The sequence below is a fragment of the Delftia sp. RIT313 genome, from assembly GCF_000632165.1.
GTDB classification, from domain to species: Bacteria; Pseudomonadota; Gammaproteobacteria; order Burkholderiales; family Burkholderiaceae_C; genus Comamonas; species Comamonas acidovorans.
Map to the genome: position 1 here is coordinate 26122 of NZ_JFYT01000070.1, position 15538 is coordinate 41659.

At 67.1% G+C, this 15538-nt stretch carries 18 protein-coding genes and 1 pseudogene; 16 read left to right on the forward strand and 3 right to left on the reverse strand.

Annotation, left to right across the window (positions count from 1 at the left end; genetic code table 11):
* Positions 1–115: 115 nt before the first annotated feature.
* The 3 genes from clpX to tig form a co-directional block, all read right to left on the reverse strand.
* A complete protein-coding gene (gene clpX, locus BW39_RS21875; RefSeq protein WP_012204530.1) occupies positions 116–1378 on the reverse strand; it encodes an ATP-dependent Clp protease ATP-binding subunit ClpX in 1263 nt (420 codons plus the stop codon).
* 107 nt (positions 1379–1485) lie between these two features.
* Positions 1486–2094 (reverse strand): ATP-dependent Clp endopeptidase proteolytic subunit ClpP, encoded by a 609-nt coding sequence (clpP, locus tag BW39_RS21880; protein WP_012204529.1) that lies wholly within the window; start codon positions 2092–2094, stop codon positions 1486–1488.
* Positions 2095–2229: 135 nt separating this feature from the next.
* Complete coding sequence (tig, locus tag BW39_RS21885; RefSeq protein WP_012204528.1) at positions 2230–3540, reverse strand: trigger factor; 1311 nt, start codon at positions 3538–3540, stop codon at positions 2230–2232.
* 571 nt (positions 3541–4111) lie between these two features.
* Between tig and BW39_RS21890 the strand changes: the two genes are divergently transcribed.
* The 16 genes and pseudogenes from BW39_RS21890 to BW39_RS21960 form a co-directional block, all read left to right on the forward strand.
* A complete protein-coding gene (locus tag BW39_RS21890; protein WP_012204526.1) occupies positions 4112–4330 on the forward strand; it encodes a hypothetical protein in 219 nt (72 codons plus the stop codon).
* A 385-nt stretch (positions 4331–4715) separates the two neighbouring features.
* Positions 4716–4919 carry a tail protein X gene (locus BW39_RS21895; protein WP_043824232.1) on the forward strand — a complete coding sequence of 68 codons (204 nt, stop codon included), beginning with the start codon at positions 4716–4718 and terminating at the stop codon, positions 4917–4919.
* Between the two features lies 1 nt (position 4920).
* The gene (locus BW39_RS21900; protein WP_043824234.1) at positions 4921–5187 is read left to right on the forward strand and encodes a hypothetical protein; all 267 of its coding nucleotides are present in this window, start codon (positions 4921–4923) and stop codon (positions 5185–5187) included.
* Positions 5184–5765: a glycoside hydrolase family protein gene (locus BW39_RS21905; protein ID WP_043824235.1), complete on the forward strand. Its 582-nt coding sequence runs from the start codon at positions 5184–5186 to the stop codon at positions 5763–5765. The genes BW39_RS21900 and BW39_RS21905 overlap by 4 nt, the downstream gene beginning before the upstream one ends.
* Positions 5765–6331: a DUF2514 family protein gene (locus tag BW39_RS21910; RefSeq protein WP_012204522.1), complete on the forward strand. Its 567-nt coding sequence runs from the start codon at positions 5765–5767 to the stop codon at positions 6329–6331. Before BW39_RS21905 ends, BW39_RS21910 begins: the two co-directional genes overlap by 1 nt.
* Entirely contained in the window at positions 6315–6824 is a 510-nt protein-coding gene (locus BW39_RS21915; RefSeq protein WP_043824237.1) for a phage tail protein, read from the forward strand. The genes BW39_RS21910 and BW39_RS21915 overlap by 17 nt, the downstream gene beginning before the upstream one ends.
* 62 nt (positions 6825–6886) lie before the next feature.
* The gene (locus BW39_RS21920) at positions 6887–7540 is read left to right on the forward strand and encodes a phage baseplate assembly protein V (protein WP_235264262.1); all 654 of its coding nucleotides are present in this window, start codon (positions 6887–6889) and stop codon (positions 7538–7540) included.
* Positions 7537–7887 (forward strand): GPW/gp25 family protein, encoded by a 351-nt coding sequence (locus BW39_RS21925; RefSeq protein ID WP_016445079.1) that lies wholly within the window; start codon positions 7537–7539, stop codon positions 7885–7887. Before BW39_RS21920 ends, BW39_RS21925 begins: the two co-directional genes overlap by 4 nt.
* Before the next feature lie 8 nt (positions 7888–7895).
* The gene (locus tag BW39_RS21930; protein ID WP_233174780.1) at positions 7896–8741 is read left to right on the forward strand and encodes a baseplate assembly protein; all 846 of its coding nucleotides are present in this window, start codon (positions 7896–7898) and stop codon (positions 8739–8741) included.
* Positions 8738–9718, forward strand: a complete 981-nt coding sequence (locus BW39_RS21935; RefSeq protein WP_043824239.1) for a phage tail protein — start codon at positions 8738–8740, stop codon at positions 9716–9718. Before BW39_RS21930 ends, BW39_RS21935 begins: the two co-directional genes overlap by 4 nt.
* A gap of 2 nt (positions 9719–9720) precedes the next feature.
* Positions 9721–10206, forward strand: a complete 486-nt coding sequence (locus tag BW39_RS21940; protein ID WP_043824240.1) for a hypothetical protein — start codon at positions 9721–9723, stop codon at positions 10204–10206.
* A 10-nt stretch (positions 10207–10216) separates the two neighbouring features.
* Complete coding sequence (locus tag BW39_RS29915; protein WP_052155409.1) at positions 10217–13333, forward strand: DUF4815 domain-containing protein; 3117 nt, start codon at positions 10217–10219, stop codon at positions 13331–13333.
* Positions 13330–13869: a hypothetical protein gene (locus BW39_RS21950; protein WP_043824242.1), complete on the forward strand. Its 540-nt coding sequence runs from the start codon at positions 13330–13332 to the stop codon at positions 13867–13869. The genes BW39_RS29915 and BW39_RS21950 overlap by 4 nt, the downstream gene beginning before the upstream one ends.
* Positions 13866–14561, forward strand: a complete 696-nt coding sequence (locus tag BW39_RS21955; RefSeq protein ID WP_043824243.1) for a hypothetical protein — start codon at positions 13866–13868, stop codon at positions 14559–14561. Before BW39_RS21950 ends, BW39_RS21955 begins: the two co-directional genes overlap by 4 nt.
* A 346-nt stretch (positions 14562–14907) precedes the next feature.
* Positions 14908–15318: a hypothetical protein gene (locus BW39_RS31305; protein ID WP_152547297.1), complete on the forward strand. Its 411-nt coding sequence runs from the start codon at positions 14908–14910 to the stop codon at positions 15316–15318.
* A pseudogene (locus tag BW39_RS21960) lies at positions 15318–15538 on the forward strand (hypothetical protein); the annotation flags it as partial. The gene BW39_RS31305 and the pseudogene BW39_RS21960, both read left to right, overlap by 1 nt.

Genomic DNA, 15538 nt, shown 5'->3' on the forward strand with positions numbered 1-15538 from the left:
TCCTCGGTTTGTCAGCGGAAGATGGTCCGCACACCGGTGTATTTCAACCCTGCGGCCCGAAAGGATTTCGTGCCGCAGGGACTTGCGCTGCCGGACCTTTGCAGGCGGCGGCGCATCAGGCCTTCTTGGCCGCTTCGCGGTAAACCAGCAGCGGCGCCTTTCCGTCTTCGATGGTGGACTCGTCCACCACTACCTTTTCGACATTGTCGGCATTGGGCAGCTCGTACATGGTGCCGATCAGCGATTGCTCCAGGATGGAGCGCAGGCCACGGGCACCCGTCTTGCGCGCCAGCGCCTTGCGGGCGATGGCCTTGAGCGCGGCAGGCCGGATCTCCAGCTCCACGCCTTCCATGGCCAGCAGCTTGCTGTACTGCTTGACCAGGGCGTTCTTGGGCTCGGTCAGGATCTGCACCAGGGCGTCTTCGCCCAGTTCGGCCAGGGCCGTGACCACGGGCATGCGGCCGACCAGCTCGGGGATGATGCCGAACTTGATCAGGTCTTCAGGCTCGATCTCCTGGAACACTTCCGAGATGGAGCGCTGCTTCTTGCTCTTGACCGTGGCGCCAAAGCCGATGCCCGACGCCTCGGTGCGGTTCTCGATGACCTTCTCCAGGCCCGCGAACGCGCCGCCGCAGATGAACAGGATGTTGGTCGTGTCGATCTGCAGGAAGTCCTGGTTCGGATGCTTGCGGCCGCCTTGCGGGGGAACGCTGGCCATGGTGCCTTCGATGAGCTTGAGCAGGGCCTGCTGCACACCCTCGCCCGACACGTCGCGCGTGATGCTGGGGTTGTCGGACTTGCGCGAGATCTTGTCGATCTCGTCGATGTAGACGATGCCGCGCTGTGCACGCTCGACGTCGTACTCGCAGCTTTGCAGCAGCTTCTGGATGATGTTCTCGACGTCCTCGCCCACGTAGCCGGCTTCGGTCAGCGTGGTGGCATCGGCCATGACGAAGGGAACGTTGAGCATGCGCGCCAGCGTCTGCGCCAGCAGCGTCTTGCCGGAGCCCGTGGGACCGATGAGCAGGATGTTGCTCTTGGCCAGCTCAATCTCGTCCTTGCCGGCCTTGTCCTTGTGACGCAGGCGCTTGTAGTGGTTGTAGACGGCAACGGCCAGCGTGCGCTTGGGCAGGTCCTGGCCAATCACGTAGTTGTCGAGGTTGGCCTTGATTTCGGCGGGCGTGGGCAGGTCGCCTCGGCCGTCCTTGGCCTCGGTGCTGGGCTGCTCGTCGCGGATGATCTCGTTGCAGAGATCGATGCACTCGTCGCAGATAAAGACTGACGGACCCGCGATCAGCTTCTTGACCTCATGCTGGCTCTTGCCGCAGAAGGTGCAATAAAGGTTTTTTTCGCTGGAGGAGCCTTTTTTCTCGGCCATGGGGTCGGTGCCTTGTTACAGAAATATGGAAAAGGATGATAACCAAATGGAAAGCGGCGTTTTCCGTAGGGGGAAAACGCCGCCCATTCTCATGCAGCCTCCGGACTTCAGGAGCGCTTGTTGATCACCTGATCGACCAGGCCGTAGTCCTTGGCTTCCTCGGCGGACAGGAAGTAGTCGCGCTCGGTGTCGTGCTGGATCTTTTCCAGCGGCTGGCCCGTGCGCTCGGCCAGGATCTTGTTCAGGCGCTCGCGGGTCTTGAGGATCTCGCGGGCGTGGATTTCGATCTCGGTGGCCTGGCCCTGCATGCCGCCCAGCGGCTGGTGGATCATGACCTGGGAGTTGGGCAGCGCAAAGCGCTTGCCCTTGGTGCCAGCGGCCAGCAGGAAGGCGCCCATGCTGGCTGCGATGCCGGTGCACAGCGTGGACACATCGGGCTTGATGAAGTTCATCGTGTCGAAGATGGCCAGGCCGGCGCTCACGGAGCCGCCGGGGCTGTTGATGTAGAACGAAATGTCCTTGTCGGGGTTTTCGCTTTCAAGGAACAGCAGCTGGGCCACGACGAGGTTGGCCGTCTGGTCATTGACAGGGCCCACCAGGAAGATCACCCGGTCCTTGAGCAGGCGCGAGTAGATGTCGTACGACCGCTCTCCGCGGCCGGACTGTTCGATGACCATTGGGATCATGCCCAAACCCTGAGTTTCCAATGCGCTCATGTTTTCTCCAGTACTAGGGGGCTACTTTAGCCGTATCCGGAAAGAAAATGGGGCTTGTGCGCCAAAGCACAAGCCCCGCAGATGCCAACCCGCCCGCCGATCTCACGAAGCGGCAGGCAGGCGGTGCTCAAACCCTCAGGCCTGGCCCATCAGTTCGTCGAAGGACACGGCCTTGTCGGAGACCTTGGCCTTGCCCAGCACGAACTCGGTCACGTTGTTTTCGATCACAACGGCTTCGACTTCAGCCAGGCGTTGGCGGTCGCCGAAGTACCAGCGTGCCACGTCTTCGGGCTTTTCGTAGCTGGCGGCCAGCTCTTCCACGTGGGCCTTGATCTGGTCGGGCGTGGCGTGCAGCTCGTTGGCGCGCACCAGCTCGGCCACCACCAGGCCCAGGCGCACGCGGCGCTCGGCTTGGGGCAGGAACACGTCTTCAGGGATCTCGGCCTTCTCGGCGTCCTTGATGCCGCGCTGCTGCAGCTCGGCGCGGGCGCCTTCCAGCAGACGTGCGACTTCAGCCTGCACCGAAGCCTTGGGCAGTTCCAGCTCGGCCTTGGACACCAGGGCGTCCATCACGGCCTGCTTGTTGCGGCCCTGGACGCGGAACTTGACTTCACGCTCCAGGTTCTTCTTGATGTCGGCGCGCAGGCCTTCGACCGTGCCTTCAGCCACGCCCAGTGCCTTGGCAAAAGCCTCGTCCACTTCGGGCAGGTTGGCGGCTTCGATCTTCTTGACCGTCACCAGGAAGTCAGCGGTCTTGCCGGCCACGTCCTTGCCGTGGTAGTCAGCGGGGAATGCCAGCGGGAAAGTCTTGGACTCGCCAGCCTTCATGCCGCGCACTGCGTCTTCGAATTCCTTGAGCATCTGGCCTTCGCCGACCAGGAACTGGAAGTCTTCAGCCTTGCCGCCGGAGAAGGTCTCGCCGTCGATCTTGCCTTCGAAGTCCACGGTCACGCGGTCGCCGTCCACGGCCACATCGGCCTGGGCGCGCTGCGCGAAGGTGCGGCGCTGCTTGCGCAGGATGTCCACGGTCTTGTCGATGGCGGCGTCGTCCACTTCGGCGGTCAGCTTCTCGACTTCGGCCGAGGTCAGGTCACCGATCTTGACTTCAGGCATCACTTCGAAGATGGCTTCGAACTGGGCCTCGCCCTCGGGAGCGCCTTCCTTTTCGGAGATGCGGGGCTGGCCAGCCACGCGCAGCTTGGCTTCGTTGACGGCCTGTGCAAAAGCCTCGCCAACCTTGTCGTTGAGCACTTCGTACTGCACCGAGTAGCCATAACGCTGGGCCACCACGCTCATCGGCACCTTGCCGGGACGGAAGCCGTCCATCTTCACGGTACGCGCCACTTGCTTGAGGCGGTTCTCGACTTCGCTCTGGATGGAGTTCAGGGGCAGGCTCAGCGTGATCTTGCGCTCGAGCTTTTCAAGGGTTTCAACAGTAACGGCCATGTTTGTTCCTATGAGGGATTGGACCGTGCCGGCTGCTGTACAGCCCGCACCGTATTGCGCAAAAGTCACGGTGCGACGCGAGCCAAGCCAGTCGGCCGCGCGGCACCTCAGATTTCAAGGGCTTACATCACATGCACCTGGCCGCTGGGGACCGCACATGGTTCGCTCAACCCGTGATGTAAGCGAAGCCGGACATTATAAACGAGGCGGTTTTGCCTTCCAGACGCGCGCTCTTGCAGGGGAATCCCGCAATCCGCCTGGCCAATGCGCCTCCTCTACAGGAAGCGGGGTTTAGCAGTGTTCGCCGCAGTTGAGCGGCGTTGGTGCGTGGTGCGCGGGGGGCGGGTCGTCATTCATTCAAAAACAATCACTTGCATTCACTGCGCGGGATCCGTGCGGGCCAACAAAAGGCTTTCGAGGCCGCCCGGCACACGCCAACCCAACATGCGCGCAGCCCGACCAAAGGCCCTGCCAGTCATCGCCAATCAGCAGATGAAAAAGGGTCACATCAAATTGAAACATCTGGTCATTCGACCTATACTGTATGTGCATACAGTAGAAAGAAGACGCGATGCAGCACCAGATTGAGACGGTCAGGGACGATGTGGAAAGCGCCAGCGAGCAAGTGGCCGCCATCTGCGAGCTGCTGGCTGCAGCCCGCGGCACGGCCGTGCACGCCTCGGCCATTACCGCATTGCTGCTGCCCGTGTCACGCAAGCTCAGCGCGGCGGCGGGTGACCTGTCCGACCATCTGCATCGCAGCCAGGTAGTTGGCAGCAAGCGCTGCTAGACCCGCTCACCCCCACCATGACAAGACCCCGCCCTGCGGGGTCTTGTCATTTCTGCGTTCGGCATGGCCGCTGGCGTGCCCGCAGCGCGCACAGGCTGCAGCGATTGCGGGGCCTGCTCCCGTCGGCAAACATGGCATTCATACCCGGCCCGCGCGCCGGACCCGGCATACCGCCTGCCCGGTGCCACCGCGATCCGGTGGCCTGAGGCGTTCCCGGCATCCGCAGCCACACGCATGGCGGGTGCACCAGGAACAGGTCCGCGCGGGCCGGCCCACGAGGAGCTTCAGTGAGTCTTGCCATTCCCTTTCCCGCGCCGGATCAGGCGATACCGCCACCGGCCCGTGCCGCCGCTCCCGCCGACCCTGCACACAGGGAGCGCGCCTGATGCTGGCCATTGCCCGTGAATACGAAACGCTGGACGAGCTCTGCATGCGCCAGCTGGGCGCCACGCGCGGCGTGGTGGAAGCCACGCTGGAGCGCAACCCGGGCCTGTCGGCCCACGGTCCCCATCTGCCCGCCGGCCTGGCCGTCGAGCTGACCGAACCCGCCCAGGCGCCCAGCCTGCCCCTGATCAGTTTCTGGGATTGACATGGACCGAGAAACCATCGTCAAGACCGCCGCCCTGGAAGGCGCCAAGGCCGCGCCTCCCGTCACCGTCGTGGCCGCTAACGTGGCCAATGGCTGGACCATGACCCATACCGCCACCGCGCTGACCATCGTCTACGTGCTGCTGCAGGCCGTGTATCTGCTGTGGCGCTGGCGCAATGAACGCGAGGACCGGCGCGCGCGCCAGGCCGAGGACGCCGCGCGCAGGAAGGCGTCTTCGACCTCCACAGACACCGGAGCGGCCCCATGAGCACAGCGCGCATGCCAGCGGCAGGACTGGGCATTGGCGCGGCCATCGTTGCTGCCTGGATTGCCGCAGAAGGCTTCAGCGCGGCGCCCATCATTCCCGTGCAGGGCGATGTGCCCACCATCGGCCACGGCGCCACGCGCTACGAGGACGGCACGCGCGTGACCCTGGCCGACCCGCCCATCACCCGCGAACGGGCGCGCGAACTGGCCATCAACCTGCTGGAGCAGCAGTACGGCGCCTGCGTGCGTGATTCGCTGGGCGACACGCGGGTGCACCCGGCCGAGTTCGCCCAGGCGGTGGACTTCGCAGGCCAGTACGGCTGCGGGGCCTGGCGCGGCTCCTCAATGCTGGCCAGGACACGGGCTGGCGACTACGCCGGCGCCTGCCAGTCCTACCTGGCTTGGCGATTCATGACCAGCACTCAGCCTTTGCAGGGCTTCAGCGCCTATCGATGGGATGGCGCAGGCCGGCCCACGCGCTGGCGCTTTGACTGCTCGGCACCCGGCAACAAGGTGTGCCGCGGCGTGTGGACACGCCAGCAGGCGCGCCACGCGGCCTGCATGGAGGCCCAGCCTTGATGGACCGCCTGCAAACCCATGCTTGGCAGCTGCTGGCCCTGCTGCTGGCGGCACTGCTGGTCTGGCAGTCGCTGGCGCGGCTGGGTGCCGAGCGCGATGCGGCGCAGGCACGCACGGATCTGGCGACCGACCGCCAGGCCGCTGCCACCGCCGCCCTGCACGCATCCGAACGCTATCGACAACGGGAAGGAGCCTACCGTGAACGCCTCGACTTTCTTGCACGCGACACGGACCTGGCCCTGGCGCGCGCTGCGGCGGATGCCGATGCTGCCCGTGCTGCTGCTGGCCGGCTGCGCGGCGACCTCGCCGACTACATCACCGCCCACCGTGCCGCCGCCCAGGCTCGCGCCGCTGCCGGACAGTGCGCGCCAGACACCGCAGCCCTCGATCTGCTCGCCGAGCTGCAGCGCCGCGCTGACGAGCGAGCGGGAGCGCTGGCGCGCATTGCTGACGACGCCCGCCACCGAGGCAGCGCCTGCGAGCGCGCCTACGACGCCGGACTCGCGCTGACCAGCGCCCTGACCAGCACCATGACCCAGGACCCACGCCATGCTCAAGCCCGCTAGCCTGCGCGATGCACTCGTCGCTGCCCTGCCCCAGCTGCAACAGTCGCCGGGGAACATCCGTTTCACCATCCAGAGGGGCCGTGTGGTCAACACGGGCACGCCGTCCCTTTCCTGGGAATACCGCTACACGCTGAGCCTGGTGATTGCGGACTTCACCGGCAGCATCGATGCCGTGACCGTGCCGCTGCTGGTCTGGGCGCGGCGCCACCAGCCCGACCTGTTCGACCATGCCGAAAGGCGCGAGCAGGCGATCCGCTTCGACATTGCACCTCCTTCCACGGAAACTGCGGCCGCCTCGCAGCCGCAGCAGCTCGCGATCGAGATCGACCTGGTGGAGGCCGTGCTGGCGCGCCCGCGCGAGGGCAGCCCCGGCGCCTTCGACCTGATCTACAAGCCCGAGCCGCCGGGCCAGCTCGACATTGCGCAGCGCCAGTTGTGGGAGCTGTTCCTGTTCGGCGAGAAGGTGGCCGAGTGGAATTACGACCCGCGCTGAGGCGTGGCCGGGCTGCATGCCGGGCTGCATGCCGGGCCGCATGCCGGGCTGCATGTGGCAGCGTGCGCCACGCCCGGCACACGGCGACACGCAAGGGCCCGGCCGGCACCATCGATGCCATGGATTCGCCCGTCGCACAAACCGAGAGCCCGTACGAGATCATCCGCCGCCTGGAGGGGCTGATCCGCACGGGCACCATCGCCGCAGTCCGCCATGCGCGCCCTGCGCGCTGCCGCGTCAAGACCGGCAACCTGACCACCAACTGGATTCCCTGGCTGGCCCTGCGCGCCGCGGGCGAGAACGCCAGCGTCTGGTGGCCGCCTGCGGTGGGCGAGCAGTGCGTGTTGCTGTCGCCCGGCGGCGACCTGCTGGGCGCCGTGGCGCTGACCGGCATCTACAGCAGTGCCGCAGCCCAGCCCAGCGACCGCGAAGGGGTGTGCCACACGCAGTGGAGCCCCACCGATTTCATGGAGCACGACAGCACCACGGGCCGTCTCAACATCAACGTGGCCCACGGCATCACGCTGCGCGTGGGCAACTCGGTGATCAGCATCGACGAGCAAGGCATCAGCCTGCAGGCCGGCGGCGGTTCGGCCACCGTCAATGCGCAGGGCCTGGCCGGCGCGCCCGATGTGACCACCGGCCCCATCAGCCTGCTGCGCCACCGACACAGCGGCGTCAGGGCGGGCGACGCCGTCACGCAGGGGCCGCTATGAACCGCCATACAGGCCGCCGCATCGAGGGCATGGAGCATCTGCGCCAGAGCGTGGCCGACATCCTGTCCACGCCCATCGGCTCCCGCGTGATGCGCCGCGACTATGGATCGCTGGTCCCGGCGCTGCTGGACCAGCCCGACAACAACGCCACCCAGGCGCGCCTGCGCGCCGCCGTGGCCAGCGCGCTGATGCGCTGGGAGCCGCGCATCCGGCTGACGCGCATCGTGATCGAGCGCGATCCGGCCGCACCCGGGCGCGCCGACCTGACGCTGATCGGCACCTTCAACAACACGCGCCGCCCGGCACCGCTGAGCCTGCAGATGCCCATTGCCCGCACCCTTTCATGAAGCAAGACATGACCCCTGCACTGGACGCCCTGCCGCCGCCCGGCGTCGTCGAGACGCTGGATTTCGAGCGCATCCTCGACGCCCACCGCGCCGATCTGCTGGCGCGCCACCCGGAGGCCGCCGAGGTCCTGGCGCTGGAGAGCGAGCCGCTCAACAAGCTGCTGGAGGCGCACGCCTATCGCGAACTGCTGTATCGGGCGCGCGTCAATGATGCCGCGCGTGCGCATTTGATTGCGTTCGCCCAGGGCTCAGACCTGGACCACAAGGGCGCCTTCTACGATGTGGCCCGACTGCCCGGGGAAAGCGACGAACGCTACCGCCAGCGCATCCTGCTGCGCGTGCGCGCGCTGGCCGGCAGCGGAACGGCAGAGCACTACGAGCACCTGGCCATGACGGCCAGCGCCAATGTGCACAGCGCCATCGCCACGCAGCCCCAGCCCGGCCGCGTGAGCGTGCAGCTGTGGCTGGTCGAGCCCGCACAGGCCGAAGAAACCCTGGCCATCGTGCTGTCGGCCCTCAATGCGCCAGGCGCACGGCCGCTGGGCGTACCCGTGTCGGTATCGCTGGCGCGCCCGCACCCCATCGACATCACGGCGCGCCTGCTGCGCGAGCCCGGTGCGCCCGTGGACATCGTGGCGCGCCTGCAGGCCGGCCTGGCCGCCCAGATTGCGGCCTACGCGCTGCTGGGCCGCGATGTGCCGCGCTCGTGGATCACCACGCGCCTGCATGTGGACGGCATTGCCCGCGTCACCTACCCCGACGCCCAGGCCCCGGCCGAGCTCACGCCGCTGGCCGCCGACGAATACCCGGTGCTGGGCCGCGTCCAGCTGGTGGACGAGGGCCTGCAGGCATGAGCACCGCCGCCATCGTCCCGACGGCGCCCCGCCGCCACGTGCTGCCGCCCAACGCCACGGCGCTGGAGAAGGCCGTGGACCAGGTCGTCCCAAATTGGGACGGCCTGGCCGGCGCCTTTCCCACGCCGGCCCATGGCGAGCCTGCGGCCTTTCTGCCCTGGCTGGCGGCCGAATGGGGCATTGCCCAGTTCGACCGCTACTTCGACGACGTGCCCGCCCTCATCGCCAACGGCCTGCCCTGGCTGCGCGAGCGCGGCACGGCCGCGTCCATGCAGCGTGCGCTGGGCTGGCTGGGTTATGACGACGCGCAGCTCGACGAGGATGGTGCCTGGCTGCACCTGGACCTTGGCCGCATCATCGGCGACTCAGAGTTGGCCAGCGTGGCCCATGTGGTGCGCGCCAGCCTGCCGGCGCACGTGCGCTTTTACCGCGTCTTCCACGGCCACGACCTGCGCCCACTGCGGCTGGACCACGGCCCGGGCCTGGACGCCGGCATGCTGGACAACGACAGCGGCACCTGGATCGATGTGTCACCGTATGGCGAACCCGTCAAGCTCAGCCAGGGCCTGCCCCGTCGCACCGGCACCGAGGCACCGCCTTCGGACGGCGTGCTCACGGCCCAGCTGTTCCGCGTCACCACCATCGCCACCTATGCCGATCGCATGCTGCTCGATGCCTGGACGCTGGACAGCGAGATCCTGATAGACGCCAGCCTGGGCATCACCGAAGTCAACGCCACCACCACAGGCGAACCCGCCTACTACGCGCCGCTGCGGCCCATTCCCGCGCAGGCCATGGCCACCCACAGCGCCTGGACGGCACCCGCACCGCTGGCCCTGGCCAGCCTGCATCCCTGGGCCAGCACCGAGCGCCCGCACGACAACACCCGTACCTGGACCGGACGCTGGGACAGCACGCCCTGGCGCCGATCCTTCGAAACCCGCACCACCACCACCGAAGAACCCGAGGAACCCTGAACATGGCAGTTCTGCAGCAAGCGGGCCGCATCGCCCTCGCCAAGGCCATCGCCGCCCAGACCATCCACATCGCCTGGGGCCGCGGCCTGCCCGCCTGGGACGCCGCGCCCGAACCCGAACCCATCACCGCCAACGCCCTGGTCGACGAAATCGGCCGCCGCCTGGTCACCGAGGTGCGCTTTGCGCGGCCGGACGACAACGGCGAGATCGAGCTGCCCAGCGGCGCGCGCTACAGCGTCAGCGACACACCAACCACCTTCGTCTACCTGCGCGCGGCCTTCGGCTTCGACGACGCCAAGGGCGAGGACGTGCGCGAGATGGGCGTGTTCTTCGGCACCCAGGTCGCCACCGACGTGCCGCCCGGCCAGCGCTGGGTGCTGGCCAGCCAGCTGACCGGCAAGGGCGAGCTGTACACGCTGGAGCGCCGCCCCCGGATCCTGCGCAGCGGCAGCGTGCGCCAGGTCGAAGAAATCATCCTCCCCTTCTGAACGGCACCCCATGAGCCAGACCAAGATCTACGACCGCTTCGACGCCGGCAAGCGCTACGACAGGCTGCAGTTCGCGGCCGACCGCGTGCTGCAATCGGCCGAACTCAACGAGCTGCAGAGCATGCAGCAGCACCGCCTGCGCGGCATCACCGATGTGCTGTTCAAGGAGGGCGATATCGTCCGCGGCTGCCAGTGCATCACCTCCGCCGACACGGGTGCCACCACCATCGAGGCCGGCGCGCTCTACGTGGCCGGCGCCGTGCGCGGCATCACGCCGGGCACGCTCACCGTGCCCACCGTGGGCACGGTCTACGTGGGCGCCTACCTGCAGACCGATACCGTCACCGAGCTGCAGGACCCCGAACTGCTCAACCCCGCCGCCGGCACGCGCGGCTATGGCGAGCCCGGTGCGCTGCGCGAGCGCGTCACCCTGGTCTGGGGTGCGCAGGGCGACGGCACGGCCGGCACGTTCTATCCCGTGTGGACCATCATCGACGGCTCCGTCATGCCCAAGGAGCCGCCGCCCAACATCGACGCCGTCACCCAGGCCCTGGCCCGCTATGACCGCGACAGCGCGGGCGGCACCTACGTGGTGCGCGGCCTGGACGTGATCATGGGCGAGGACCTGGCCACCGGCCAGCAGGTCTACACCGTGCGCGAGGGCGCCGCCCGCGTCAACGGCCATCCGCTGGAACTGGGTGCCAGCCGCCGCCTGGTCTACGAGGCCAAGCCCGACCTGTTCTTCGTGGACAGCGAGCCCCACACCTCGGCCGGCACGGCCGCCCAGCGCATCCGCTTCGACCGCCAGCCCGCTGTCGGCACACCCCAGGTGCGCGTGCAGGCGCGCAAGACCGTCACGCTCACGCATGGCGGCTTCACGGGCGCGGCCGACCCGCTGCCCGACAACGCCGTGCTGGCCGTGGACAGCGTGGTCCAGGCCGGCACCACGTACGTGCAGGGCACGGACTGGAAGCTGGTCGGCGGCCAGATCGACTGGAGCCCCTCGGGCGCCGAGCCCGTTCCCGGCAGCACCTACCAGGTCACCTACCAGTACATGCTCAACGCCACGCCCACGGCCGTGGACTCCACGGGCTTCACCGTGGAAGGCGCGCTCAAGGACACCCTGGTACTGGTCAGCTACCACTACGCGCTGCGCCGCTACGACCGCCTAGTGCTCAACAGCGAAGGCCAGCTGCAATGGGTGCCCGGCGTGCCCGCCGCCTGGTCGCCCAAGGTTCCGGCCGCACCCAGCGGCACCCTGGCCCTGGCCTCGGTCTACCAAAGCTGGGACAGCAACCGCCGCGTGGACCAGGACGCCGTGCGCGTCGTGCCCATGCAGACCCTCAAGGCCTACCAGGACCACATCCAGACCATCTACGCCGACCTGGCCGAGCTACGGCTGTCGGTGGACGTGTCGGGGCGGCACAGCGGCGTCAAGAAGGGGTTGTTTGCGGATCCGATGCTGGATAACGGCCTGCGCGATGCGGGGCGCAGCCAGAGCGCCCATATCCTGGGCGGACAGCTGCAGCTGCCCATGAACGCCGCGCTGTACCAGATCGGCACCGACATCACCACGCCCCAGACCACGCCCTACCAGGCCGTGTCCGTGCTGGGCCAGCTGGGGCGCACCGGCACCATGCTGGTCAACCCATACGGCGCCTTCGACGTTCTGCCCAGTGCCGCCACTCTGACACCCGCCGTGGACTACTGGACCGACGTGCAGACCCAGTGGGCCAACCCCATCCTGGTCTGGCTCACACCCAGCCAGGCGCGTCCCACGGAGACCCAGAAGCTGCTGTCCGAGTCCACTTCGGCACTGGAGCATCTGCGGCAGATCGAGGTGCAGTTCTGGCTGGATTTCCCGCTGGGCGAAACCCTCACCGAGCTGATCTTCGGCGGCATTGCCGTCACGCCCCAGCCGCTGGCAGGCGGCACGCTCGTGGCCACGGCCCAGGGCCTGAAGGGCAAGTTCAAGATCCCGGCGGGCGTGCCCTCGGGCACCAAGAGCGTGCGCTTCACAGGCCGCGCCGGCAGCCACGCCGAAGCCGTCTTCACCGGCCAGGGCCAACTGCTCGAACGCAGCGTGTCCAAGATCACTGTCCAGATCTACGACCCGCTGGCCCAGACGTTCACGCTGAGCTCCACCCGGGAGATCTGCGGCACGCGCCTGTGGTTCTCTACCGTGGGTGACAAGGATGTGCAGGTACAGCTGCGCGAAGTCACCGGCGGTGTGCCATCGCGCAGCATCCTGGCGGAATGCGTGCTCAAGCCCACACAGATCCAGGCCGACATCGCTGGCGCCAAGCCCACCCAGGCGCAATGGGCACCTGCGTTGCTGGAGTCCGGTGTCGAATACGCCATCGTCGTGCTGACCAACGACAACACCACGGCCCTGGCTGTGGCCGAGCTGGGCGGCTGGGACGCCGCACGTGCCCAGTGGGTCACCAGCCAGCCCTACAGCGTGGGCGTGCTGCTGTCCAGCAGCAACGCCAGCACCTGGACACCGCACCAGACACGCGACATGGCATTCGAGCTGCTGGCGACCGAACACACGGCCAACACGCGCACCATCGAGCTGGGCAGCATCGCCGTGCAGGACGCCACCGACCTCATGGTCCAGGCCGGCGCCATGCTGCCCGCGGCCGACGCGCAACTGGTCTTCGCCATGCAGTTGGAGGACGGCACCACGCTCGAGGCTGCCGCAGGCCAGCCCGTGCAATTGGCCAGCCGCTACAGCGGCAACGTGGCCGTGCGCGCCAAGCTCTCTGGCAACACCAACCACGCAGCCCACCTGCTGCCCGGCATGCAGCTGGTAGCCGGCAGCCTGCAGGCCACGGGCGACTACATCAGCCCCGCTATCAACGCCGGCACCAACGTCACGCTCAACGTCGTGGCCGAGGCCGTACTGCCCGCCGGCAGCGCCCTGGCCGTGCAGATGCAGGCCGAAGGCAGCAGCGCCTGGACCAACGTGCCCTACCTGAGCACCAGCCCCCAGACCGCAGGCGTGCTGGAGCTGAGCTACCGCCTCACCGGCATCAGCGCCGAGCGCCTGCGTGTCCGCCTGGTCCTCACGGGCAGCCACGGCGCCCGTCCCCAGGTCACCAACCTGCGAGCCATCGTGATATGACATTGCACGACGACAAGACAGCGCAGGGCTGGCCCCTGCCCCATCCCGACAACCGCCTGGAAGACGACGTGCTGCGCCTGCGCCAGGCCGTGCAGGACGTGGACCAGGCGCTGACCAACGCGCGCCAGCTCATCGACACCAAGGCCAGCTCCCAGGGCGTGCAGGACGCAATGGACGTGGTGGCTCACCGCATAGAGCAACTGGAGACCGCCGTCCAGTCGCTGAGCACCGGCAAGGTGGCCAGCGTCAACGGCGTGGCCGGCGTCAACGTCAAGCTCAACCCCGAGCACATCGCGCTGGGCCCGGCCAACGGCGCCACCAGCGAAAGCTTCGGCTACGACGCCCAGGGCCGCATCAGCAGCATCACGCGCAGCGTCAACGGCTTCAGCGCCACCACCGCCGTCAGCTACGACGGCGCCGGCCGCGTCTCCCAGCAGCAGACCAGCTACCGCGGGCGCGTGCGCACGGAAACCTACGCCTACGACGCCGCCACGGGGCGGGTGTCGGGGGTGAATGCGACGGAGGTACAGGGATGAGTTTCGACCCCATCACGAATGCAGGCGTCAAGGCGCTGCAGGGTCAGGTCAACACGGTGCAGTCGCAGACGACTGCGCTGACCACCAAGCTGGCGCAGATCGAGAGCGCGCTGGCCAATCTGGGAACGGCGCAGGCTGCGTCGCGCAAGCCGTTGAGAGTGACGGAGTACACGTCAGGCTCGGGGATGCATGTCTTTCTACCGGAGAGCTCCTACCAGTACATCCTGCTGATAGGTGCTGGCGGCGGCGGCGGCAACGGCTACCGCAGCTACTCCAACGGATACACCTACTGGGGCTCGGGGGGCGCAGCCGGCGATGAACTCTACCGTCGAGTTATCTTCAAAGGTGGCATTGCCTATCAGGTCGGGATCGGCGGTGTAAACAACGGTGGCCAAACCCAGTTCGGAAATCTGTGGGTTGCAGGAGGCGTCAGGGGCAATAGCGGACGCACGGACGGGGATGCATCTCCCACCACTGTGTCTTCCCGCCAAGGCTATGGCATCACACCCGGCAATACGGGCACGTTGACCAGCGGGGGAGACTCCCTGCTCGGGAAAGGTGGTGCCAACGGCACTCCAGTGGCAGGCAACGCTTCTGGCTACGGTGCGGGTGGCGGCGGAACTTACGGCCATATCAATCCCACAACTCCTTCACCAGGTATGGGGGGTTATATCCGCATCGAAGAGTACTGAACCGCAGAGGCCGAACGTCGGCAATCCACCTCCTTAGCGATACCCCTATTCAATCCTCAAGCTCCGGCGCCCTACGCGGCCGGGGCTTTGCCGTGCTTGATCGGCACAACAAGTCAGCGCCAAACCAAGCCTCTGTGCAGCCCTCCGGCACAGCCAAGGTCGCTGGTGCCCAAGCCCCCGCCGCGAGAACATCAATGCAACCCGGGCACAGCGCCAGCGGCCTTGCAGGCGGCAGGCGCCAAGCCCTGCAAGGACAACCTGGCCGCCTTGGCTGCATGAACTTCAGCATGACACAGACCATCACTGTCGATTCCGTCAACACCGCAGCTTGCGCAAAGGTGCCTGCATGAGCCTGGATGCCGTCATCAGTGCCGATCTGGTGAAGACGCGGGCGGAGATTGCCGCCTTGAACAGCTCCCTTGCGGCCGCACGCAGCGAGGTTGCAGGACTAAGCAATCAGGTCAGCAGCAGCACTGTCATCAAGAGCGTTCAGAGAGGACGAATCGATACCCCCGCCAATGCAACCGGAGGCACTACCAGAGTAGTTGTCAGCATTTCGCCAGTCAATCCCGCCAAAGCGTCCATGACTTACCTGGGCAGTACGGGTGTTCGGCAGTGGAACAACGAAGGCATTCTTAACGGAGGAACCGTTGCCTTGATTTCAGGTAGCCAAATCGAGGGGACTTGCACGCTCCCTCCATATACTGGCTATGGGACTGGGTTCTCCATGTCATGGGAACTGGTGGAGTTCAAGTAATGCCCCACCACTACGCCCAGCTCACCCCCGCCGGCGTGGCCTTCGCCATCACCGAAACCCACGCCGAGCTCAACGCCCCCGACCTGCTCCCTCTGCCCCGCTACGACACCTCGGTGCTCGGCCGCCGCTGGACCGGCACGCACTGGGAAGACGTGGCGCAGGCCTTGCCTGAAGCCCAGGCAGCGCCCAACGACCCCCCCCCCCGCCACATCCACCAGCC